The 16,009-nt window shown below is 71.6% G+C and carries 13 protein-coding genes; 8 read left to right on the top strand and 5 right to left on the bottom strand.

The window, feature by feature from the left end; genetic code table 11:
- Nucleotides 1–75: 75 nt before the first annotated feature.
- Together GCU69_RS00845 and GCU69_RS00840 are read right to left on the bottom strand one after the other, a co-directional pair.
- Nucleotides 76–1,743 (bottom strand): hypothetical protein, encoded by a 1,668-nt coding sequence (locus tag GCU69_RS00845; RefSeq protein WP_098750947.1) that lies wholly within the window; start codon nt 1,741–1,743, stop codon nt 76–78.
- A gap of 165 nt (nt 1,744–1,908) precedes the next feature.
- Entirely contained in the window at nt 1,909–4,119 is a 2,211-nt protein-coding gene (locus tag GCU69_RS00840) for an elongation factor G-like protein EF-G2 (protein ID WP_235978114.1), read from the bottom strand.
- A gap of 186 nt (nt 4,120–4,305) precedes the next feature.
- On the opposite strand from GCU69_RS00840, the gene pgsA reads away from it, so the two are divergent.
- Genes pgsA through GCU69_RS00825 form a run of 3 tightly spaced genes read left to right on the top strand, consistent with a single transcriptional unit; the run spans nt 4,306 to nt 7,075 of the window.
- Complete coding sequence (gene pgsA, locus GCU69_RS00835) at nt 4,306–4,965, top strand: phosphatidylinositol phosphate synthase (RefSeq protein WP_098750946.1); 660 nt, start codon at nt 4,306–4,308, stop codon at nt 4,963–4,965.
- Nucleotides 4,962–5,882 (top strand): phosphatidylinositol mannoside acyltransferase, encoded by a 921-nt coding sequence (locus tag GCU69_RS00830; RefSeq protein ID WP_098750945.1) that lies wholly within the window; start codon nt 4,962–4,964, stop codon nt 5,880–5,882. Before pgsA ends, GCU69_RS00830 begins: the two co-directional genes overlap by 4 nt.
- Nucleotides 5,879–7,075: a glycosyltransferase family 4 protein gene (locus GCU69_RS00825; protein ID WP_156204847.1), complete on the top strand. Its 1,197-nt coding sequence runs from the start codon at nt 5,879–5,881 to the stop codon at nt 7,073–7,075. Before GCU69_RS00830 ends, GCU69_RS00825 begins: the two co-directional genes overlap by 4 nt.
- A 437-nt stretch (nt 7,076–7,512) precedes the next feature.
- Here the strand turns inward: GCU69_RS00825 and GCU69_RS00820 are convergent, their stop codons facing one another.
- The 3 genes from GCU69_RS00820 to GCU69_RS00810 form a co-directional block, all read right to left on the bottom strand.
- A complete protein-coding gene (locus tag GCU69_RS00820; RefSeq protein WP_098750943.1) occupies nt 7,513–8,184 on the bottom strand; it encodes a hypothetical protein in 672 nt (223 codons plus the stop codon).
- A 286-nt stretch (nt 8,185–8,470) separates the two neighbouring features.
- Entirely contained in the window at nt 8,471–9,700 is a 1,230-nt protein-coding gene (locus GCU69_RS00815; protein WP_098750942.1) for a lamin tail domain-containing protein, read from the bottom strand.
- 141 nt (nt 9,701–9,841) lie between these two features.
- Nucleotides 9,842–11,401, bottom strand: a complete 1,560-nt coding sequence (locus GCU69_RS00810) for a glycosyltransferase family 39 protein (protein ID WP_170315746.1) — start codon at nt 11,399–11,401, stop codon at nt 9,842–9,844.
- Nucleotides 11,402–11,758: 357 nt separating this feature from the next.
- Between GCU69_RS00810 and GCU69_RS00805 the strand changes: the two genes are divergently transcribed.
- The 5 genes from GCU69_RS00805 to ruvC all read left to right on the top strand — a co-directional run.
- Entirely contained in the window at nt 11,759–12,304 is a 546-nt protein-coding gene (locus tag GCU69_RS00805; RefSeq protein ID WP_098750940.1) for a hypothetical protein, read from the top strand.
- 365 nt (nt 12,305–12,669) lie between these two features.
- Nucleotides 12,670–13,584, top strand: a complete 915-nt coding sequence (gene pdxS / locus GCU69_RS00800; RefSeq protein ID WP_156204845.1) for a pyridoxal 5'-phosphate synthase lyase subunit PdxS — start codon at nt 12,670–12,672, stop codon at nt 13,582–13,584.
- A 186-nt stretch (nt 13,585–13,770) separates the two neighbouring features.
- A complete protein-coding gene (gene pdxT, locus GCU69_RS00795) occupies nt 13,771–14,379 on the top strand; it encodes a pyridoxal 5'-phosphate synthase glutaminase subunit PdxT (RefSeq protein ID WP_098750938.1) in 609 nt (202 codons plus the stop codon).
- A gap of 44 nt (nt 14,380–14,423) precedes the next feature.
- Nucleotides 14,424–15,185, top strand: a complete 762-nt coding sequence (locus GCU69_RS00790; RefSeq protein ID WP_098750937.1) for a YebC/PmpR family DNA-binding transcriptional regulator — start codon at nt 14,424–14,426, stop codon at nt 15,183–15,185.
- Nucleotides 15,186–15,502: 317 nt separating this feature from the next.
- The coding region (ruvC, locus tag GCU69_RS00785) for a crossover junction endodeoxyribonuclease RuvC (RefSeq protein ID WP_156204844.1) at nt 15,503–16,009 on the top strand (507 nt) is incomplete at its 3' end.

Here is a 16,009-nt window from a genome sequence, read left to right as displayed (position 1 = left end):
CGCATTCCGCCGCGCCGCATTCCGCCGCGCCGCATTCCGCCGCGCCGCATTCCGCCGCGCCGCGCCCGGAGGCGGCTAGGCGTCGTACAGATCCGCCTTCTTCGGCTCCGCGCCCTGGACCTGGCCGCTGAGGAAGCCCGACCGGGTGCCGAAGTTCGCGGTGTCCACGTCGTTCTCCTCCAGCACCTGGATCGCGGCCTGGTGCACCACCCGGAGCACCGGGGTCGCGGCGCGCAGGGCGTCGTCCGCCATGAAGCGGTGCCGCCACGGCTGGTCCGCCCAGGCGTGCCGGAGGCCGAACGGCTCGGGCAGGCTCAGCTTCCCGCCCAGATACTCCAGCAGCGGCGGATACCAGGTGAGCGGCGCACGCGCGGCCAGCCGTACCACTTCCTTGGCGTCGACCAGCGGCAGCGTCTGCTCCTTCGTCTCCCAGAACTTCACCGCCTTGCTGACCTCCCGCGTCTTGGCCTTGGGCTTGCTGGTGAAGAGGGGGTGCACCGGACCCAGCGCGTGACCCGTGACCTCGATACGGAGCGTGTGGTGCAGCAGGGTCACGGTGACCAGCAGGGTGATCACCAGTTGGCCGTCCCAGAGGACGAACTGCACCCCGAGATAGTGCCGGTTGCCGCTGCCGAACTGCTGCTCGTTGCAGATGCGCTGTATCTCGGCGGGCTTGACCTGGAACGTCTCGATGCCCTCACCGGTCGGACGGGAGACCTCGTCGGCCCCCTCGCCGACCGGGGAGACGATCCAGTGCGTCACCGTGGGCGGGGTGAAGCCGCCCGTGTGCAGCGGGGTGCGCTCCAGCATCCGCAGCTGGTCGTGCATCGCGCGGACGACGTCCCAGCAGCGGAAGGGGTTGATGTCCTTGTCGGCGTGCTTGGGCACCAGGTCCTCGGCGAGATGCCAGCTGCCCCAGCGCGTGCCCATGCCGAGTATGCCCTTGGGCCCGGCGTAGAAGACCAGGTTGCTGCGCTGCTCCGCGGAGAGCTTGGCGAGGTTCTGCCGGAGCTGTTCGGCGGCGGTCTCGCTGGGGTTGCGCGGCACGGCCTCCGGGATCTTGGCGCCGATGCCGCCGCCCGCGAGCAGCCCGCCCCAGCGGTCCCGCAGATCGGCCGCGGTGCGCTCGCAGATCTGCTTGGCCCACAGCCAGCCGACGACGGGCGCGATGAGCATGGCCCGCAGATAGACCGCCCAGAAGCCGGTGAACGGCAGCTTGATCAGGAACACCACCGCCAGCACCCCGACGGCGACCAGCAGCGCCATGCCGAACGCCCCCGCGCGCCGGTTCTGCGCCCCCGCGAGGGTGCGGCGGAGCTGGAACGCGGCGAGCCAGAGCAGCATGCCGGGCAGGAACAGCAGCCCGAAGAGCACCATGACCACCGTCAGCCTGGTGTCCCGCTCCTTGCGGATGCGGTTGGCGGCCAGGCAGTGCTCGACGATGGTCTGCGGCTCCGTGCCGAAGGACTGGATCAGCGCCTTGCGGGTCGCCCCGAGCAGCCGGATCTGGACGGCGCGGGAGAAGGCCTCGCCCAGGTTGGGCTCGAACAGCGACAGTCTCGGGGCCTTGATCTTCGACTTGTGCCATTCGTTGTCGGCCTTGAGCAGGTCGGTGACAGGGCTGTCCCGGTACGCGGCGGAGGCGAGCGCGTTCGTCGCCGCCGTCTGTCCCGCCGCGCCCGAGAGCGGAACCTGCGCTCCCGGCCTGAAGTCGAACTCGTCGCCCGCCACTACCGCCCCCAACACCGATGTCGTCCGCTGCTGCGGCCTTTTCCCGGCTCCCGGGTCCGGCACACCTCTGACACACCTTCTGAACTGCGTGTCAGCGTATCCGTCACCGGGCGCCCGTCGCAGGGTAGTTGCCGTGTGCGACGGGGCGCACGGTGGCGCGGGGGGCGGCTCGGGGCGTCAGGACTCCTGGCCGTCCTGTTCGCGGATCCTCGCGGCGAGCTGTGGCGGCATCGGTTCGTGCCGGACGTACGAGCGGCTGAACCGTCCCGTTCCGTGCGAGACCGAGCGCAGATCGACCGCGTACCGGTCGATCTCGATCTCCGGGATCTCGGCCCGCACCAGGGTCCGGCCGGTGCCGTACTGCTCGGTGCCGACGACCCGTCCGCGCCGCCCGGACAGATCGCTCATCACCGGGCCGACATAGTCGTCGGCCACCAGCACCCGCACCTCGGCGACCGGTTCCAGCAGATCGATCCGGCACCGCGCGGCGGCCTCGCGCAGGGCGAGCGCGCCCGCCGTCTGGAACGCCGCGTCGGAGGAGTCCACCGAGTGCGCCTTGCCGTCGAGCAGCGTGATCCGGACGTCGACCAGCTGGTAGCCGGCCGCGACCCCGCGCGCGGCCTGCGCGCGCACCCCCTTTTCCACCGAGGGGATGAACTGCCGGGGCACGGCGCCGCCCACGACCTTGTCGACGAACTCGACACCCGAGCCGGCGGGCAGCGGGTCCACCTCGATCTCACAGATGGCGAACTGCCCGTGCCCGCCCGACTGCTTCACATGCCGGCCGCGCCCGCCGCCCCGCTCCCCGAAGGTCTCCCGCAGCGGCACCTTGTGCGGTACGGCGTCCACCTGGACCCCGTACCGGCCGCGCAGCCGCTCCAGCGCGACGTCCGTGTGAGCCTCCCCGAGGCACCACAGCACGACCTGGTGGGTGTCCTGGTTCTGCTCCAGCCGCATCGTCGGGTCCTCCGCGACGAGCCGCGCCAGGCCCTGCGAGAGCTTGTCCTCGTCGGCCTTGCTGTGCGCCCGGATCGCGACCGGCAGCAGCGGGTCGGGCATCTCCCACGGCTCCATCAGCAGCGGCTGCTCCTTCGCGGAGAGCGTGTCGCCGGTCTCGGCGCGGGTGAGTTTCGCGACGCACGCGAGATCCCCGGCGATGGCCTGCGACAGCGGCCGCTGCTGCCTGCCGAACGGCCGGGACAGGGCACCGACCCGCTCGTCGACGTCGTGGTCCTCGTGACCCCGGTCCTCCAGACCGTGCCCGGAGACGTGCACGGTCTCGTCGGGGCGCAGCGTCCCGGAGAAGACCCGGACCAGGCTGATCCGGCCCACGTACGGGTCGGAGGAGGTCTTGACGACCTCCGCGGCCAGCGGGCCGTCCGGGTCGCAGGCCAGCGCCGGGCGCGGCTTGCCCTCCGGGGTGGTGACGGCCGGGGCCGTGCGCTCCGGCGGGGTCGGGAAGCCGCCGGTGACCAGCTCCAGCAGCTCCACCGTGCCGAGACCCTGCCGGGCCCCGTCGGCGGCCGGTGCCGCCGCGAGCACCGGGTGGAAGCTGCCCCGGGCCACCGCCCGCTCCAGATCCTCGGTCAGCGTCGTGAGGCCGACCTCCTCGCCCGCCAGATAACGGTCCATGAGGGACTCGTCCTCGCTCTCGGCGATGATGCCCTCGATCAGCCGGTTCCGGGCCTCCTCGATGACCGGCAGCTGGTCCGGCGCCGGGTCCGACTCGGCCCGGGAGCCCGAGGAGTAGTCGAACACCCGCTGGGAGAGCAGCCCGATGAGGCCCGTCACCGGGGCATGGCCGTCGGCCCCCGGCCGGCCGTGCAGGGGGAGGTACAGCGGAAGCACCGCGTCCGGGTCGTCGCCGCCGAAGGCCTTCCGGCAGATGTCCGTCATCTCCTCGAAGCCGGCCCGCGCCGACTCCAGATGGGTGACCACGATCGCCCGGGGCATGCCCACGGCCGCGCACTCGTCCCACAGCAGCCGGGTGGCGCCGTCCACGCCGTCCGCGGCGGAGACAACGAAGAGGGCCGCGTCCGCCGCCCGCAGACCGGCCCTGACCTCCCCGACGAAATCGGCGTAGCCGGGGGTGTCCAGCACATTTATGGTGATCCCGCCCCATTCGACGGGGACCAGGGACAACTGCACCGAGCGTTGCTGCCGGTGCTCGATCTCGTCGTGGTCGGAGACGGTGCCGCCGTCCTCGACCCGGCCCGCCCGGCCTATCGCCCCCGCGGTGAGCGCGAGCGCCTCCACCAGAGTCGTCTTTCCGGATCCGCTGTGGCCGACCAGCACCACGTTCCGTATGTCCGAGGGCCGGTCGGCCGCCGGTGCCCTTCCGGCGATCGACCTGCCGCCGGGTCGTGTCCTGTCGCCTGAATTGCCCACGTGTCTCGCCTCCGGGGTCTGCACGTGCTGCGGTCATTCGAGCTTTCCACCGCTGTCACCGCCCGTCCATACATCGCGCGGGCCCCGCACGGCCCGGGTGCCGCGACGGCGCCGGGCCGGGGCTGGCTACGATGGGCCACCCGGCGGCCGCATGGCCGCCGGGCTCCAGCGACCCCCGGGAAGGCCATGCTGAACAAGTACGCGCGTGCATTCTTCACGCGTGTTCTCACACCGTTCGCCGCTCTGCTGATCCGGCTCGGCGTCAGCCCCGACGCCGTCACCGTCGTCGGAACCGGCGGTGTGGTGGCCGGCGCGCTGGTCTTCTTCCCGCTCGGGGAGTTCTTCTGGGGCACTGTCGTGATCACCCTCTTCGTCTTCTCCGACCTCGTCGACGGCAACATGGCCCGCCAGCTCGGCCGCTCCAGCCGGTGGGGCGCCTTCCTGGACTCCACCCTCGACCGGGTCGCCGACGCCGCCGTCTTCGGCGGCCTGGCCCTGTGGTACGCGGGCCGCGGCGACGACCTGGTGCTGTGCGGGATCGCGATCTTCTGCCTGGCCAGCGGTCAGGTCGTCTCGTACACCAAGGCGCGCGGCGAGAGCATCGGCCTGCCGGTGAACGTCAACGGCCTGGTGGAACGCGCCGAGCGGCTGGTCGTCACGCTGGTGGCGGCGGGGCTCGCCGGATTCGAGGCGTTCGGCGTGCCGCACATCGGCGTCCTGCTGCCGCTCGCGCTGTGGATCGTGGCCCTCGGCAGCGTGGTCACGCTGGGGCAGCGGGTCGTGACCGTGCGCCGGGAGGCCGACGAGGCCGACGCCGGCGCGGCTCCGGGGAGTGGCGCCGCATGAGGGAACGGCTCACCGACGCGCTGTACGGACTCGGCTGGTCGGGCGTCAAGCGGCTGCCCGAACCGGCCGCGGTGCGGCTCGGGCAGCGCATCGCCGACACCGCCTGGAAGCGCCGCGGCCGGGGCGTGCTGCGGCTGGAGGCCAACCTGGCGCGGGTCGTGCCGGACGCCTCCCCGGAGCGGCTGGCCGAACTCTCACGGGCCGGGATGCGCTCGTATCTGCGGTACTGGATGGAATCCTTCCGGCTGCCGGTCTGGAGCGAGCAGCGCATCCGCGACGGCCTGGAGGTCAAGGACATCCATCTGGTCGAGGACGCCCTCGCGAGCGGCCGCGGCGTCGTCGCCGCGCTGCCGCACCTCGCCAACTGGGACCTGGCCGGGGCCTGGATCGCCACCCGGCTCGGGCAGCCCTTCACCACCGTCGCCGAGCGGCTCAAGCCGGAGACGCTCTACGACCGGTTCGTCGCCTACCGGGAGAGCCTCGGCATGGAGGTCCTCCCGCACGCCGGGGGCAGTGCCTTCGGCACCCTCGCCCGCCGGCTGCGGTCCGGCGGGCTGGTCTGCCTCGTCGCCGACCGGGACCTGTCCTCGTCCGGCGTCGAGGTGGACTTCTTCGGCGAGACGGCGCGGATGCCCGCCGGTCCGGCCCTGCTCGCCCAGCAGACCGGCGCCCTGCTGCTGCCCGTCACCCTCTGGTTCGACGGCCCCGCCATGATGCGCGGCCGCATCCACGCACCGGTCGACGTCCCGGACGGCGGAACCCGGGCCGAGCGGACCGCCGTCATGACCCAGGCGGTCGCCGACGCCTTCGCCTCGGGCATCGCCGAGCACCCCGAGGACTGGCACATGCTCCAGCGGCTGTGGACCGCCGACCTCGCACCGCGCGGCGCCGGCACACCGGAAACGGAGAGCCCGTGAGGATCGGCATCGTCTGCCCCTACGCGTGGGACGTCCCCGGCGGCGTCCAGTTCCACATCCGGGACCTGGCCGAGCACCTGCTGCGGCTGGGCCACGAGGTGTCCGTGCTGACCCCGTCGGACGACGAGACCCCGCTGCCGCCGTACGCCACCTCCGCGGGCCGTGCCGTGCCCGTGCCGTACAACGGCTCGGTGGCCCGGCTCGGCTTCGGCTTCCTCTCCGCCGCGCGGGTGCGCCGCTGGGTGCACGACGGCGACTTCGAGGTGCTGCACATCCACGAACCGGCCTCGCCCTCCCTCGGCCTGCTCGCCTGCTGGACCGCACAGGGCCCCATCGTGGCCACTTTCCACACCTCCAACCCGCGCTCCCGGGCGATGATCGCCGCGTACCCGATCCTGCAGCCCGCGCTGGAGAAGATCAGCGCGCGGATCGCGGTCAGCGAGTACGCGCGGCGCACGCTCGTCGAGCACCTCGGCGGCGACGCCGTGGTGATCCCCAACGGCGTCGACGTCGACTTCTTCGCCCGTGCCGAACCCAAGGCCGAATGGCTCGGCGACGTCCTCAGCCCCGACAGCGCCGGGCACGGGCCGACCATCGGCTTCGTCGGCCGCATCGACGAGCCCCGCAAGGGCCTGCCGGTCCTGATGAAGGCGCTGCCGCGGATCCTGGCCGAACGGCCGGACGCGCGGCTGCTCGTCGCGGGCCGCGGCGACGAGAAGGAGGCCGTCGACGGGCTGCCCGGGGAACTGCGGGACCGGGTCGTGTTCCTCGGCATGGTCAGCGACGAGGACAAGGCCCGGCTGCTGCGCAGCGTCGACCTCTACGTCGCGCCGAACACCGGCGGCGAGAGCTTCGGCATCATCCTGGTCGAGGCCATGTCGGCCGGCGCGCCTGTGCTGGCCAGCGACCTCGACGCGTTCGCGCAGGTGCTCGACGGGGGAGAGGCGGGCGAACTCTTCCCCAACGAGGACGCGGAGGCACTCGCCGCCACGGCCCTGCGGCTGCTGTCCGACCCCAAACGCCTCGAGGAACTGCGGGAACGCGGCTCCCGGCACGTCCGCCGCTTCGACTGGTCGACGGTCGGCGCGGACATCCTCGCGGTGTACGAGACGGTCGCGGACGGGGCGGCGTCGGTGGCCGCGGAGGACCGCCCGGGCCGCTGGGCCGCCCGGTGGGGGGCGGTCCGCGGCTGAGCACCGCCCGGTCGGCTCGGGATGCCGGCCGGGCATCGGCGTACACCGATCCACTGAGTCAGGATGTCCTGCCGGATCAGCCCTGCGGCAACCCGTTGATCGACGCTTCCGTCGTCATGAAGAGGGAATGTTCGCTGACGAATACCGTACGGGCGCAGGCCCCGGTCTGTAACAGACCGGGCACCGCACCCTTGCGGCACCACCCGAGCGCAATTTCCGGCGGTCCTCCTCCACGACGCGCCGCGGAGGCCGCGCTGTCCGCCGTTCCGTGGTTGCGGCACGGCCCCGCGGTGGGGCCCGGCGCCCGCCTGACACGGCAGCCGGCCCACCGCCCTGCCCGCCCTCGGCGCACACCAGGCGAAAGGGTCCGCAGACGGAGTCGGCGGACCCTTTCGGAAGTCCGAGGTCAACGCTCGGCGAGACGGCGGCAGCCGCCGTCAGGTGGGGTTGCCCGGCCCGGGGTGAGGTGGGGCGCCGTCCTCATCGGTGATTGCCCAGTCGTTGTTCCTGCCCGGCGCCTGGAGCGTGACCCAGGTGTCCTCCGAGTTCGGGTACTGGGGCCCCACGACCAGCTTTGCCCGATCCCTGGTGTTCCACGGGACCAGCTTGTAGCTTTCCGGGGCGGAAGTGCTGTGTTTGATCAACCACAGCTGCGCGTGGTCGTTGTAGGTGGCGCTGCACGGCTGTTGCCACAGATAGGCCCCGCTCGTAGGGCTGTCCTTGACCGTCATGCACATGTTTTGGCTGGGCCGGTAGCGGAGTTGGACCGGGTACACCTGCTGGCCGTCGACCGACCAGTGCCCGGTTGCCACATTGACTGTCCAGAAGCGGTCGTGCCCGAGAAAGTCGCCGCCATAGACCTTGACCCAATAGCCCCGTCCCTCCCCCCAGCCGAACGGGACCAGTCGGTTCTGCGGTTTGTGCTTGAGCGTGAACTCGTAGTTCTCGCCGTTCTTGAGGTGGATGTATTGAGGATGGTCGGCTGCCGGAGCTGGAGATGACGCCATGGCCGTCGATGGTGTCAGCATGGCGGTACTGATGACCGTCGTGACGGCCGCGACGGAGATCCCGATGCGCCGGACCATGGTGGGGGCTGCTCCCAAGGGCATTTCTTTTCCCCTCCTTGAATGATTGGCTCTCTTTCTCCAAGGTGCCCCTTCCGTATCTGCTGCCAAACTGAGTGATTCCCGCACGCCCCCTTGCAAGCATCCGCGCGCCCCACGTTCATGAATGACCTGAAATTCGGATGGTATTAAAGAGTGCTCGACGCTTGGTGCCGTATGTTCTGACCGCCGGTGGCCTCCGGCCAAAAAGAATGAGCATGGCCGAAGTCCGTCTTCTGGCGGCCGCGAAGGTGCGCACCGGGCCCCGGCAGGTCCGGTGCGCACGTTCAACTCAGTTCACGATGACTGTGGTGTCGACCGACCCGAGTTCGCCCAGCTCCCAGTGCACGGCGTACGTGCCGGGCCGGGCGCCGCTGTCGACGGTGAGCTGCACCCAGATCGGCTGTTCGTCCCCGGCGGGGATGTCGAAGTCCACATCGACGGTGAGCGTCCGGCCGTCCTCGGACACGGTGCCGGTGAACTTGTTCTCCTTGTTCTGCCGGGTGTTCCACAGGGAGAGCGTGTTCTCGTCGGGGTGGAACCGCAACGGGCTGTCCTTGGGGACGGACACGACGACCTTCTGGGTCCCCAGCGACTGCTTGTCGCTGTTCCTGGCGACCACCCGGGGATGAGCCTCCCCGTGGCCCTTCACCTCCTCTGGAGGAGCCGGGGTGATCTTCTGTCCGTACCGGTACAGGGAGACCCGCTTGCCCTTGTCGTCGGCGAGGAACGCCACGTCGGCGACGTCGTCCCAGACCGGCTCGCCACTGCCGAAGGAGAAGTCTCCGGTCTCCGGGTGCCGCTCGTTCGTGTAGACCCGGAACCGGGTGCCGGGGCGCAGCTCCGTGCCCGCCGGGAAGGTGAACTGCTTCCCGGAGTTCCGCGCGCGCAGCGTCCAGCCGGACAGGTCGGCCGGCTCGGTCCCGCGGTTGAAGATCTCGACGTACTCGTCCGCCTGCGTGCCCGGCAACTTGCCCCCGGCCTGGACGTGCGTGATCGCGACGTCCGCCTTTCCCGGCTTGGCGAACACGGCGACGATGTCGGCGCTGTTGGAGCCGTCCTCCGGGCTGTCGAACTCCCGGACGATCCGCCCACCGCGTTTGAATCCGCTCAGCATGACCTTGTACTGCTGTCCGTCCACCGTCACCGTCTCCGGCGAGATGAATTCCGGCAGCGAGACGATGTCGTTCGGGTGCGGTCCGTTGTTGTCGGTCTCGTTGTGGTGGAACTTGAAGGTGAAGTCCTTGGTCTTCCCGTCCTCGAAGGTGACGTTCACCTGGAGTTCGACGTCGAACTGCTGCACGCCGTCGGAGAAGACCGAGAAATTCTCGTGCGTGAACGTGGCCAGCGTGAACTCGGCGCCGGTCAGCAGCGCCTGCGTCTCGCCTCCCGTGAACCGGTACCCGCTCTTACGGGTCCCCGTGGGGCGGCCCCATTCGACATGGTTCGTTCCCAGGCCGCTCACCTGGGGCGGGCTCGGCCGGACGGCCGTCCACTTTCCCGACGTATGGATGATGCCCATGCGTTTCACCTCCGCTGTGCGGTGCCCTTCCGGGCATTTCGCGTGACATCTCAGGGATGTCCTGGCAGGCCGCGCCGCAAAGAGGAAGAAGGGTGTCTTTGTGCACCCTGACGGCATCGCGGGGATTCACGTTTCGGACCTTCACGCGTACGGCCAGATGTCGTCGACCTCCCCGATGCAGGGCAGCAGCGAGGCGGTTACCGGTGGCGTGCCGGGCCCTGCGCCACGGGTCTTCTCGGGTACGCGCAGCACCCGGATCTGCCCGTAATGGATGTCCTCGACCGGCTTTCCCTGCCGCAACAGGACCTTCAGGGTGGGCAGTTCGCTCTGCGCCTCCTGCATCGTGGGAGTCGCCAGCACGTAGTCGATGTCGCGCCAGCCGCGGGGCATGGAGGCGACGACGGCGGGGTCCTTGTCCAGCTTGTAGTGCCAGATCACCCCGGCTCCGGGGGTGTAGCCGGCGCGCACGGCGTCGAGCCACAGCACGCCGTCGGTGACCAGCCGCACCCGCTGCCTGTCGCCGACCGCGGACGTGTGCAGCCAGTGGCTCGCCGCCCGGTAGCCGGCGTTGAGATCGGCCTGCTGCGTCTCGCGGAACTGCGCCCACCACCCCGGCGCCAACGGCACCAGGGCCAGCGCCGCGACCGCCGGCGCCGCGGCCCGCAGCGCCCACCGCAGCCGTGGAACCCTCCGGCACCACCCGCCCCGGAGCACCCGTTCCACCGTCGCCGCCAGCGCCAGGGCGAAGAACGGCAGCGTCTGCAGGGCGTACATCTTGGGCAGGTAGCCACCGGGCCGCAGCACGACCAGCATCAGCAGCACGACCGCGAGGCCCACAGGCCGCAGCCGGCGTACCGCGAGCGCCGCGAACCCGGCCGCGGCGCCGCCCGCCAGCAGTACGGGATCGGCGCGGAGCCACTGCACGACCAGCGAGTTGGCCACCGTTCCCGAGTCGAACACCGACCCGGACCCGCCACGCGACGCGACCTGCCAGACCAGCGCGCGCAGCAGGGAGGAGTGGCAGCCGCCGGGCAGCAGTTCGCCCTTCAGTACCGAGTACAGCGGATAGCCGGCCAGCACCGCGGAGCCGGCGGCGAACGCGGCCAGCGAGAAGGACCGCGTCCGGCGGTCGCTGCCCTGCCACAGCGCCAGCAGCAGGGCGGGGAGCAGGACGGCGACGGTCTCCTTGGACAGCACCGCGACGGCGAAGGCGACGCCGGCGGCGCAGTGCGCCCACAGACGCCGCCGCGGTGACAGGGCCAGGGACAGGCCGGCCAGGAACCACATGACGGCGAAGCTGTCCAGGTACACCTGCCGCTGCATGCCGATCGCCAGCGGGGACACGGCGTTCAGCAGCGTCGCGGCGGCCGCCGCCACCCGGCCCAGGCCGGTACGGCGTGCCACGAGGTGCAGCAGCAGGGCGGTCACGGCGGCCACCGGGAGCATGGCCAGCCGCCCGTGCACCAGCGCGGTCTGCTCCGGCAGCAGGTGCTGCGGCAGCCAGGCCAGCGCCCCCAGCTGCAACCATCCCAGCGGCGGGTGGTCGTACCAGTACGTGTAGTGGGACATCCCCACGCCGGTCGTCACGGCCCAGGCCTGGGACAGGTAGGTGCCCTCGTCGTCGTTGGGGAACGGATGGCCCGACAGGTTCCGGGCCCGCAGCGCCACGGTGAGCGCGGCGAGCAGCAGGGGCACCAGCACGGGAGAGCCGAAGAGCCGAGCCGCCCCCCGTCGCCGGGGGCCCGCAGGCGACGCCCTCTTCCTGCGTGGTTGCACTGTGCCTCCCTGGGCCCCATGCGGCGTGGCACGCATGCGTGATCAGCCGAGTACGCGACGACAGCGAAACTAGGCCGGGGCACGGGCCGCGAGCAGGAGTCGGCGGCCTTCTTGGCCACCGGGGAGGAAATGCGGGCGCCGCGGGTGTGACTCCGGCCGCGCGGCGCGCGGTGCCGGCCGGGTCCGATCGCCGGGGCCGGTACCGCGCCGTGAAAACCGCGCGGCGCCGACGGCAGGTCCCGGACGCCCCCGCGCCCCCGGGCCCCGCTACTGTGGCGCGGCGTGAGCACTCTCATCTGGATCGCCGTCCTCATCGCCCTCGTCGGCGTCTACCTCAGCTGGACGGCGGGCCGGCTAGACCGGCTGCACGCCCGGATCGACGCCGCCCGCGCGGCGCTCGACGCCCAGCTCCTGCGGCGCGCCTCGGTGGCACAGGAACTCGCCACCTCCGGGGTGCTCGACCCGGCCGCGTCCATGGTGCTGTACCAGTCGGCCCATGCCGCCCGGCAGGCCGAGGAGGATCAGCGGGAGGTCGCCGAGAGCGAACTCAGTCAGGCCCTGCGCGCCGTCTTCGGCGAGGCGCCGCAGGTCGAGGCGGTACGGGAGGCACCCGGCGGGGACGAGGCCGCGGACGAGCTGGCGGCGGCGGTACGCCGGGTGCCGATGGCCCGCCGTTTCCACAACGACTCGGTGCGGGCGGCGCGCGCCCTGCGCAAGCACCGCAAGGTGCGCTGGTTCCGGCTGGCGGGCTACGCGCCGTCCCCCCTCGCCTTCGAGATGGACGACGAGCCCCCGACCGCCCTGGCCGACCGGGCGAACGGCCGCTGAACCGGGGCGGCCGGCCAGCCGGACGGCCGCGGGATCGCCCCGTGCGGCCGCTGCGCCGGCCTGTCACCGGGCCGGCCTGTCACCGGGCCGGGTGGTCACCGGGCCGGGTGGTTGCCGCCCGGGCGGTCACCGGCCGGGCGGCTGCACCGGGCGGTCCTCGGGCCGGACGGACGCTGAACCGCCGAACGGCGCGAACGGCGCGAACGGCCGAACGGCCCAAGCGGCCCGAACCGCCCGTCCCGCCGGCCCCGTGCGCATCCCCGTACGGGCCACCGGCCCAGGATTGGCCCTTTCCCGGAGCGTCCCGGCACCGGTTTGCTCGGACATGTCGTAAGAGCCGTCCGCATCCCAGTGAGGTCGCCCCCGTGTCCAGCACGCCCACCAGCACCCCCGCCACCCCCGAGACCGGCACCGCGCGCGTCAAGCGCGGCATGGCCGAGCAGCTCAAGGGCGGCGTGATCATGGATGTGGTCACCCCGGAGCAGGCGAAGATCGCCGAGGACGCCGGTGCCGTCGCGGTGATGGCCCTGGAGCGGGTGCCCGCCGACATCCGCAAGGACGGCGGTGTGGCCCGGATGTCCGACCCCGACATGATCGAGGGCATCATCGGCGCCGTGTCCATCCCGGTGATGGCCAAGTCCCGGATCGGCCACTTCGTCGAGGCCCAGGTGCTCCAGGCCCTCGGGGTCGACTACATCGACGAGTCCGAGGTCCTCACCCCGGCCGACGAGGTCAACCACAGCGACAAGTTCGCCTTCACCACCCCCTTCGTCTGCGGCGCCACCAATCTGGGCGAGGCGCTCCGCCGGATCGCCGAGGGTGCGGCCATGATCCGCTCCAAGGGCGAGGCCGGCACCGGCAATGTCGTCGAGGCCGTCCGCCACCTCCGCCAGATCCGGTCCGAGATCGGCCGGCTGCGCGCCCTGGACCACAACGAGCTGTACGCCGCCGCCAAGGACCTGCGCGCCCCGTACGAGCTGGTGAAGGAGGTCGCCGACCTGGGCAAGCTGCCGGTGGTGCTGTTCTCCGCGGGCGGCGTCGCCACGCCGGCCGACGCGGCGCTGATGCGCCAGCTCGGTGCAGAGGGTGTCTTCGTCGGCTCGGGCATCTTCAAGTCCGGCGACCCGGCCACCCGCGCCGCCGCCATCGTCAAGGCCACCACCTTCTACGACGACCCGAAGATCATCGCGGAGGTCTCGCGCGGTCTCGGCGAGGCCATGGTGGGCATCAACTGCGACACCCTGCCCGAGACCGAGCGCTACGCGAACCGCGGCTGGTAGATCCGGTCGGCACCGGTCGGCACCCATCCGTACAGATCCGCATCCATCCGCACAGATCCGTACAGATCCTTACCGATCGGCACCGGCCGTACCGGCTCCCGGTGTGTCTGTCGTGCCCGGCCGCCCTCGGCCGTCCCCGCCGCCCCCGCGGCTCCGTCCCTCCCCGCAGTCGAACAGGAACCCCAAGTGTCCTCAGCGTCACCCGTGATCGGTGTTCTCGCCCTCCAGGGCGACGTCCGCGAGCATCTGGCCGCCCTGCGCGCGGCCGGCGCGGAAGCCCGCCCGGTGCGCCGCCCCGAGGAGCTGGCCGAAGCCGGCGGCCTGGTCGTGCCCGGCGGTGAGTCCACCACCATCGCCAAACTGGCTGCCGCGTTCGGCCTGCTGGAGCCGCTGCGGGCGCGGGTACGGGCCGGGATGCCGGCGTACGGCTCCTGCGCCGGCATGATCCTGCTGGCCGACAAGATCCTGGACGGCGGGGACGGCCAGGAGACCGTCGGCGGGATCGACATGACCGTGCGCCGCAACGCCTTCGGCCGGCAGAACGAGTCCTTCGAGGCGGCCGTGGACGTGGCGGGGGTCGGCGGCGGGCCGGTCGAGGGCGTCTTCATCCGCGCTCCCTGGGTCGAGTCGACCGGCGCGGGCGTCGAGGTGCTCGCCGAGCACGCCGGCCATCCCGTGGCCGTACGGCAGGGAGCGCTGCTCGCCACGTCCTTCCATCCCGAACTGACGGGTGATCACCGGCTGCACGCGCTCTTCGTCGAGATGGCGCGCGGCGGAGCGGCCGGGCACCGGTAGGATCTCCGCAGTTCGTATTCACCGGGTCGTAGAGGAGCAAGGCTGTGTCCGGCCACTCTAAGTGGGCAACCACCAAGCACAAGAAGGCCGTGATCGATGCCAAGCGCGGCAAACTGTTCGCCAAGCTGATCAAGAACATCGAGGTCGCGGCCCGGGTCGGAGGCGGAGACCCCGACGGCAACCCCACGCTCTACGACGCCATCCAGAAGGCGAAGAAGAGTTCCGTCCCGAACAAGAACATCGACAGCGCCGTCAAGCGCGGTGCGGGTCTGGAAGCGGGCGGGGCCGACTACGAGACGATCATGTACGAGGGGTACGGCCCGAACGGTGTGGCCGTGCTCATCGAGTGCCTGACCGACAACCGCAACCGCGCGGCCTCGGACGTGCGCGTGGCCATGACCCGCAACGGCGGCTCGATGGCCGACCCGGGTTCGGTCTCGTACCTCTTCAACCGCAAGGGCGTCGTCATCGTCCCCAAGGGCGAGGACGGCAAGCTCACCGAGGACGACGTGCTCGGCGCGGTGCTGGACGCGGGGGCCGAGGAGGTCAACGACCTCGGGGAGTCGTTCGAGGTCATCAGCGAGGCCACCGACCTCGTGGCGGTCCGCACGGCGCTGGTCGACGCCGGGATCGACTACGACTCGGCGGACGCCAGCTTCGTTCCCACCATGCAGGTCCAGCTGGAGGAGGAGGGCGCCCGCAAGATCTTCAAGCTGATCGACGCCCTCGACGACAGCGACGACGTGCAGAACGTCTATGCCAACTTCGACGTCTCCGACGAGGTCATGGCGAAGGTCGACGCGTAGCGCTCCGCGCGGCCGCGGCCGCGGTCTCCGGCGGGCCGGCGGGACAACACGTCCCCCGGCCCGCCGCTGCTGTCAGACCCGGGGGATAACCTGGCAGGGCCAACGAAGATCATCGGCGCCGGTGCCGCAACCATCAACCGAGCCACCACTGAGCCACCACAGGGCCACCACATGAACCACCACATGAGCCACGACATGAGTCACCTCTGAGTCATCTCTGAACCACCACAATGGCGGTCAAGCCGGTCCGCGAGAGCGGCCGGGGACACCTCCCGGACGAAGCCCGGGGGAGGTTCAGCCGCGGAAGGGGGCAGCCCGTGCGCGTGCTGGGCGTGGACCCGGGCCTGACCCGGTGCGGGATCGGCGTGGTCGAGGGGACCGCGGGCCGGCCGCTGAGCATGCTCGGCGTGGGGGTCGTGCGCACCCCGGCCGACGCCGAGACGCCCGACCGGCTCGTCGCCGTCGAGCGCGGCATCGAGGAGTGGCTCGACGAGTACCGCCCCGAGCGGGTGGCCGTCGAGCGCGTGTTCAGCCAGCACAACGTGCGTACGGTGATGGGCACCGCCCAGGCCAGCGCCGTCGCGATGCTGTGCGCCGCCCGCCGCGGGCTGCCCGTCGCGCTGCACACCCCCAGCGAGGTGAAGGCCGCCGTCACCGGCACCGGCCGGGCCGAGAAGGCGCAGGTGGGGGCGATGGTCACCCGGCTGCTGAGGCTCGACGCGCCGCCTCGGCCGGCCGATGCCGCCGACGCGCTCGCCCTGGCCATCTGCCACATCTGGCGCGCCCCCGCGACCGGCCGTCTCCAGCAGGCCCAGCAGGCCCAG

This window comes from Streptomyces lycii (assembly GCF_009735685.1).
Taxonomy (GTDB): Bacteria; Actinomycetota; Actinomycetes; order Streptomycetales; family Streptomycetaceae; genus Streptomyces; species Streptomyces lycii.
Note: the sequence above shows the minus strand (reverse complement) of the source record. Positions and strands in the feature narration are given on the sequence as shown.

Excerpts from the sequence above, each read along its gene's own strand:
- pgsA (WP_098750946.1), top strand. The coding sequence starts at position 4,306 with ATGCTGAACAAGTACGCGCGTGCATTCTTCACGCGTGTTCTCACACCG.
- GCU69_RS00815 (WP_098750942.1), bottom strand. The coding sequence starts at position 9,700 with ATGGGCATCATCCATACGTCGGGAAAGTGGACGGCCGTCCGGCCGAGC.
- GCU69_RS00820 (WP_098750943.1), bottom strand. The coding sequence starts at position 8,184 with ATGCCCTTGGGAGCAGCCCCCACCATGGTCCGGCGCATCGGGATCTCC.
- GCU69_RS00830 (WP_098750945.1), top strand. The coding sequence starts at position 4,962 with ATGAGGGAACGGCTCACCGACGCGCTGTACGGACTCGGCTGGTCGGGC.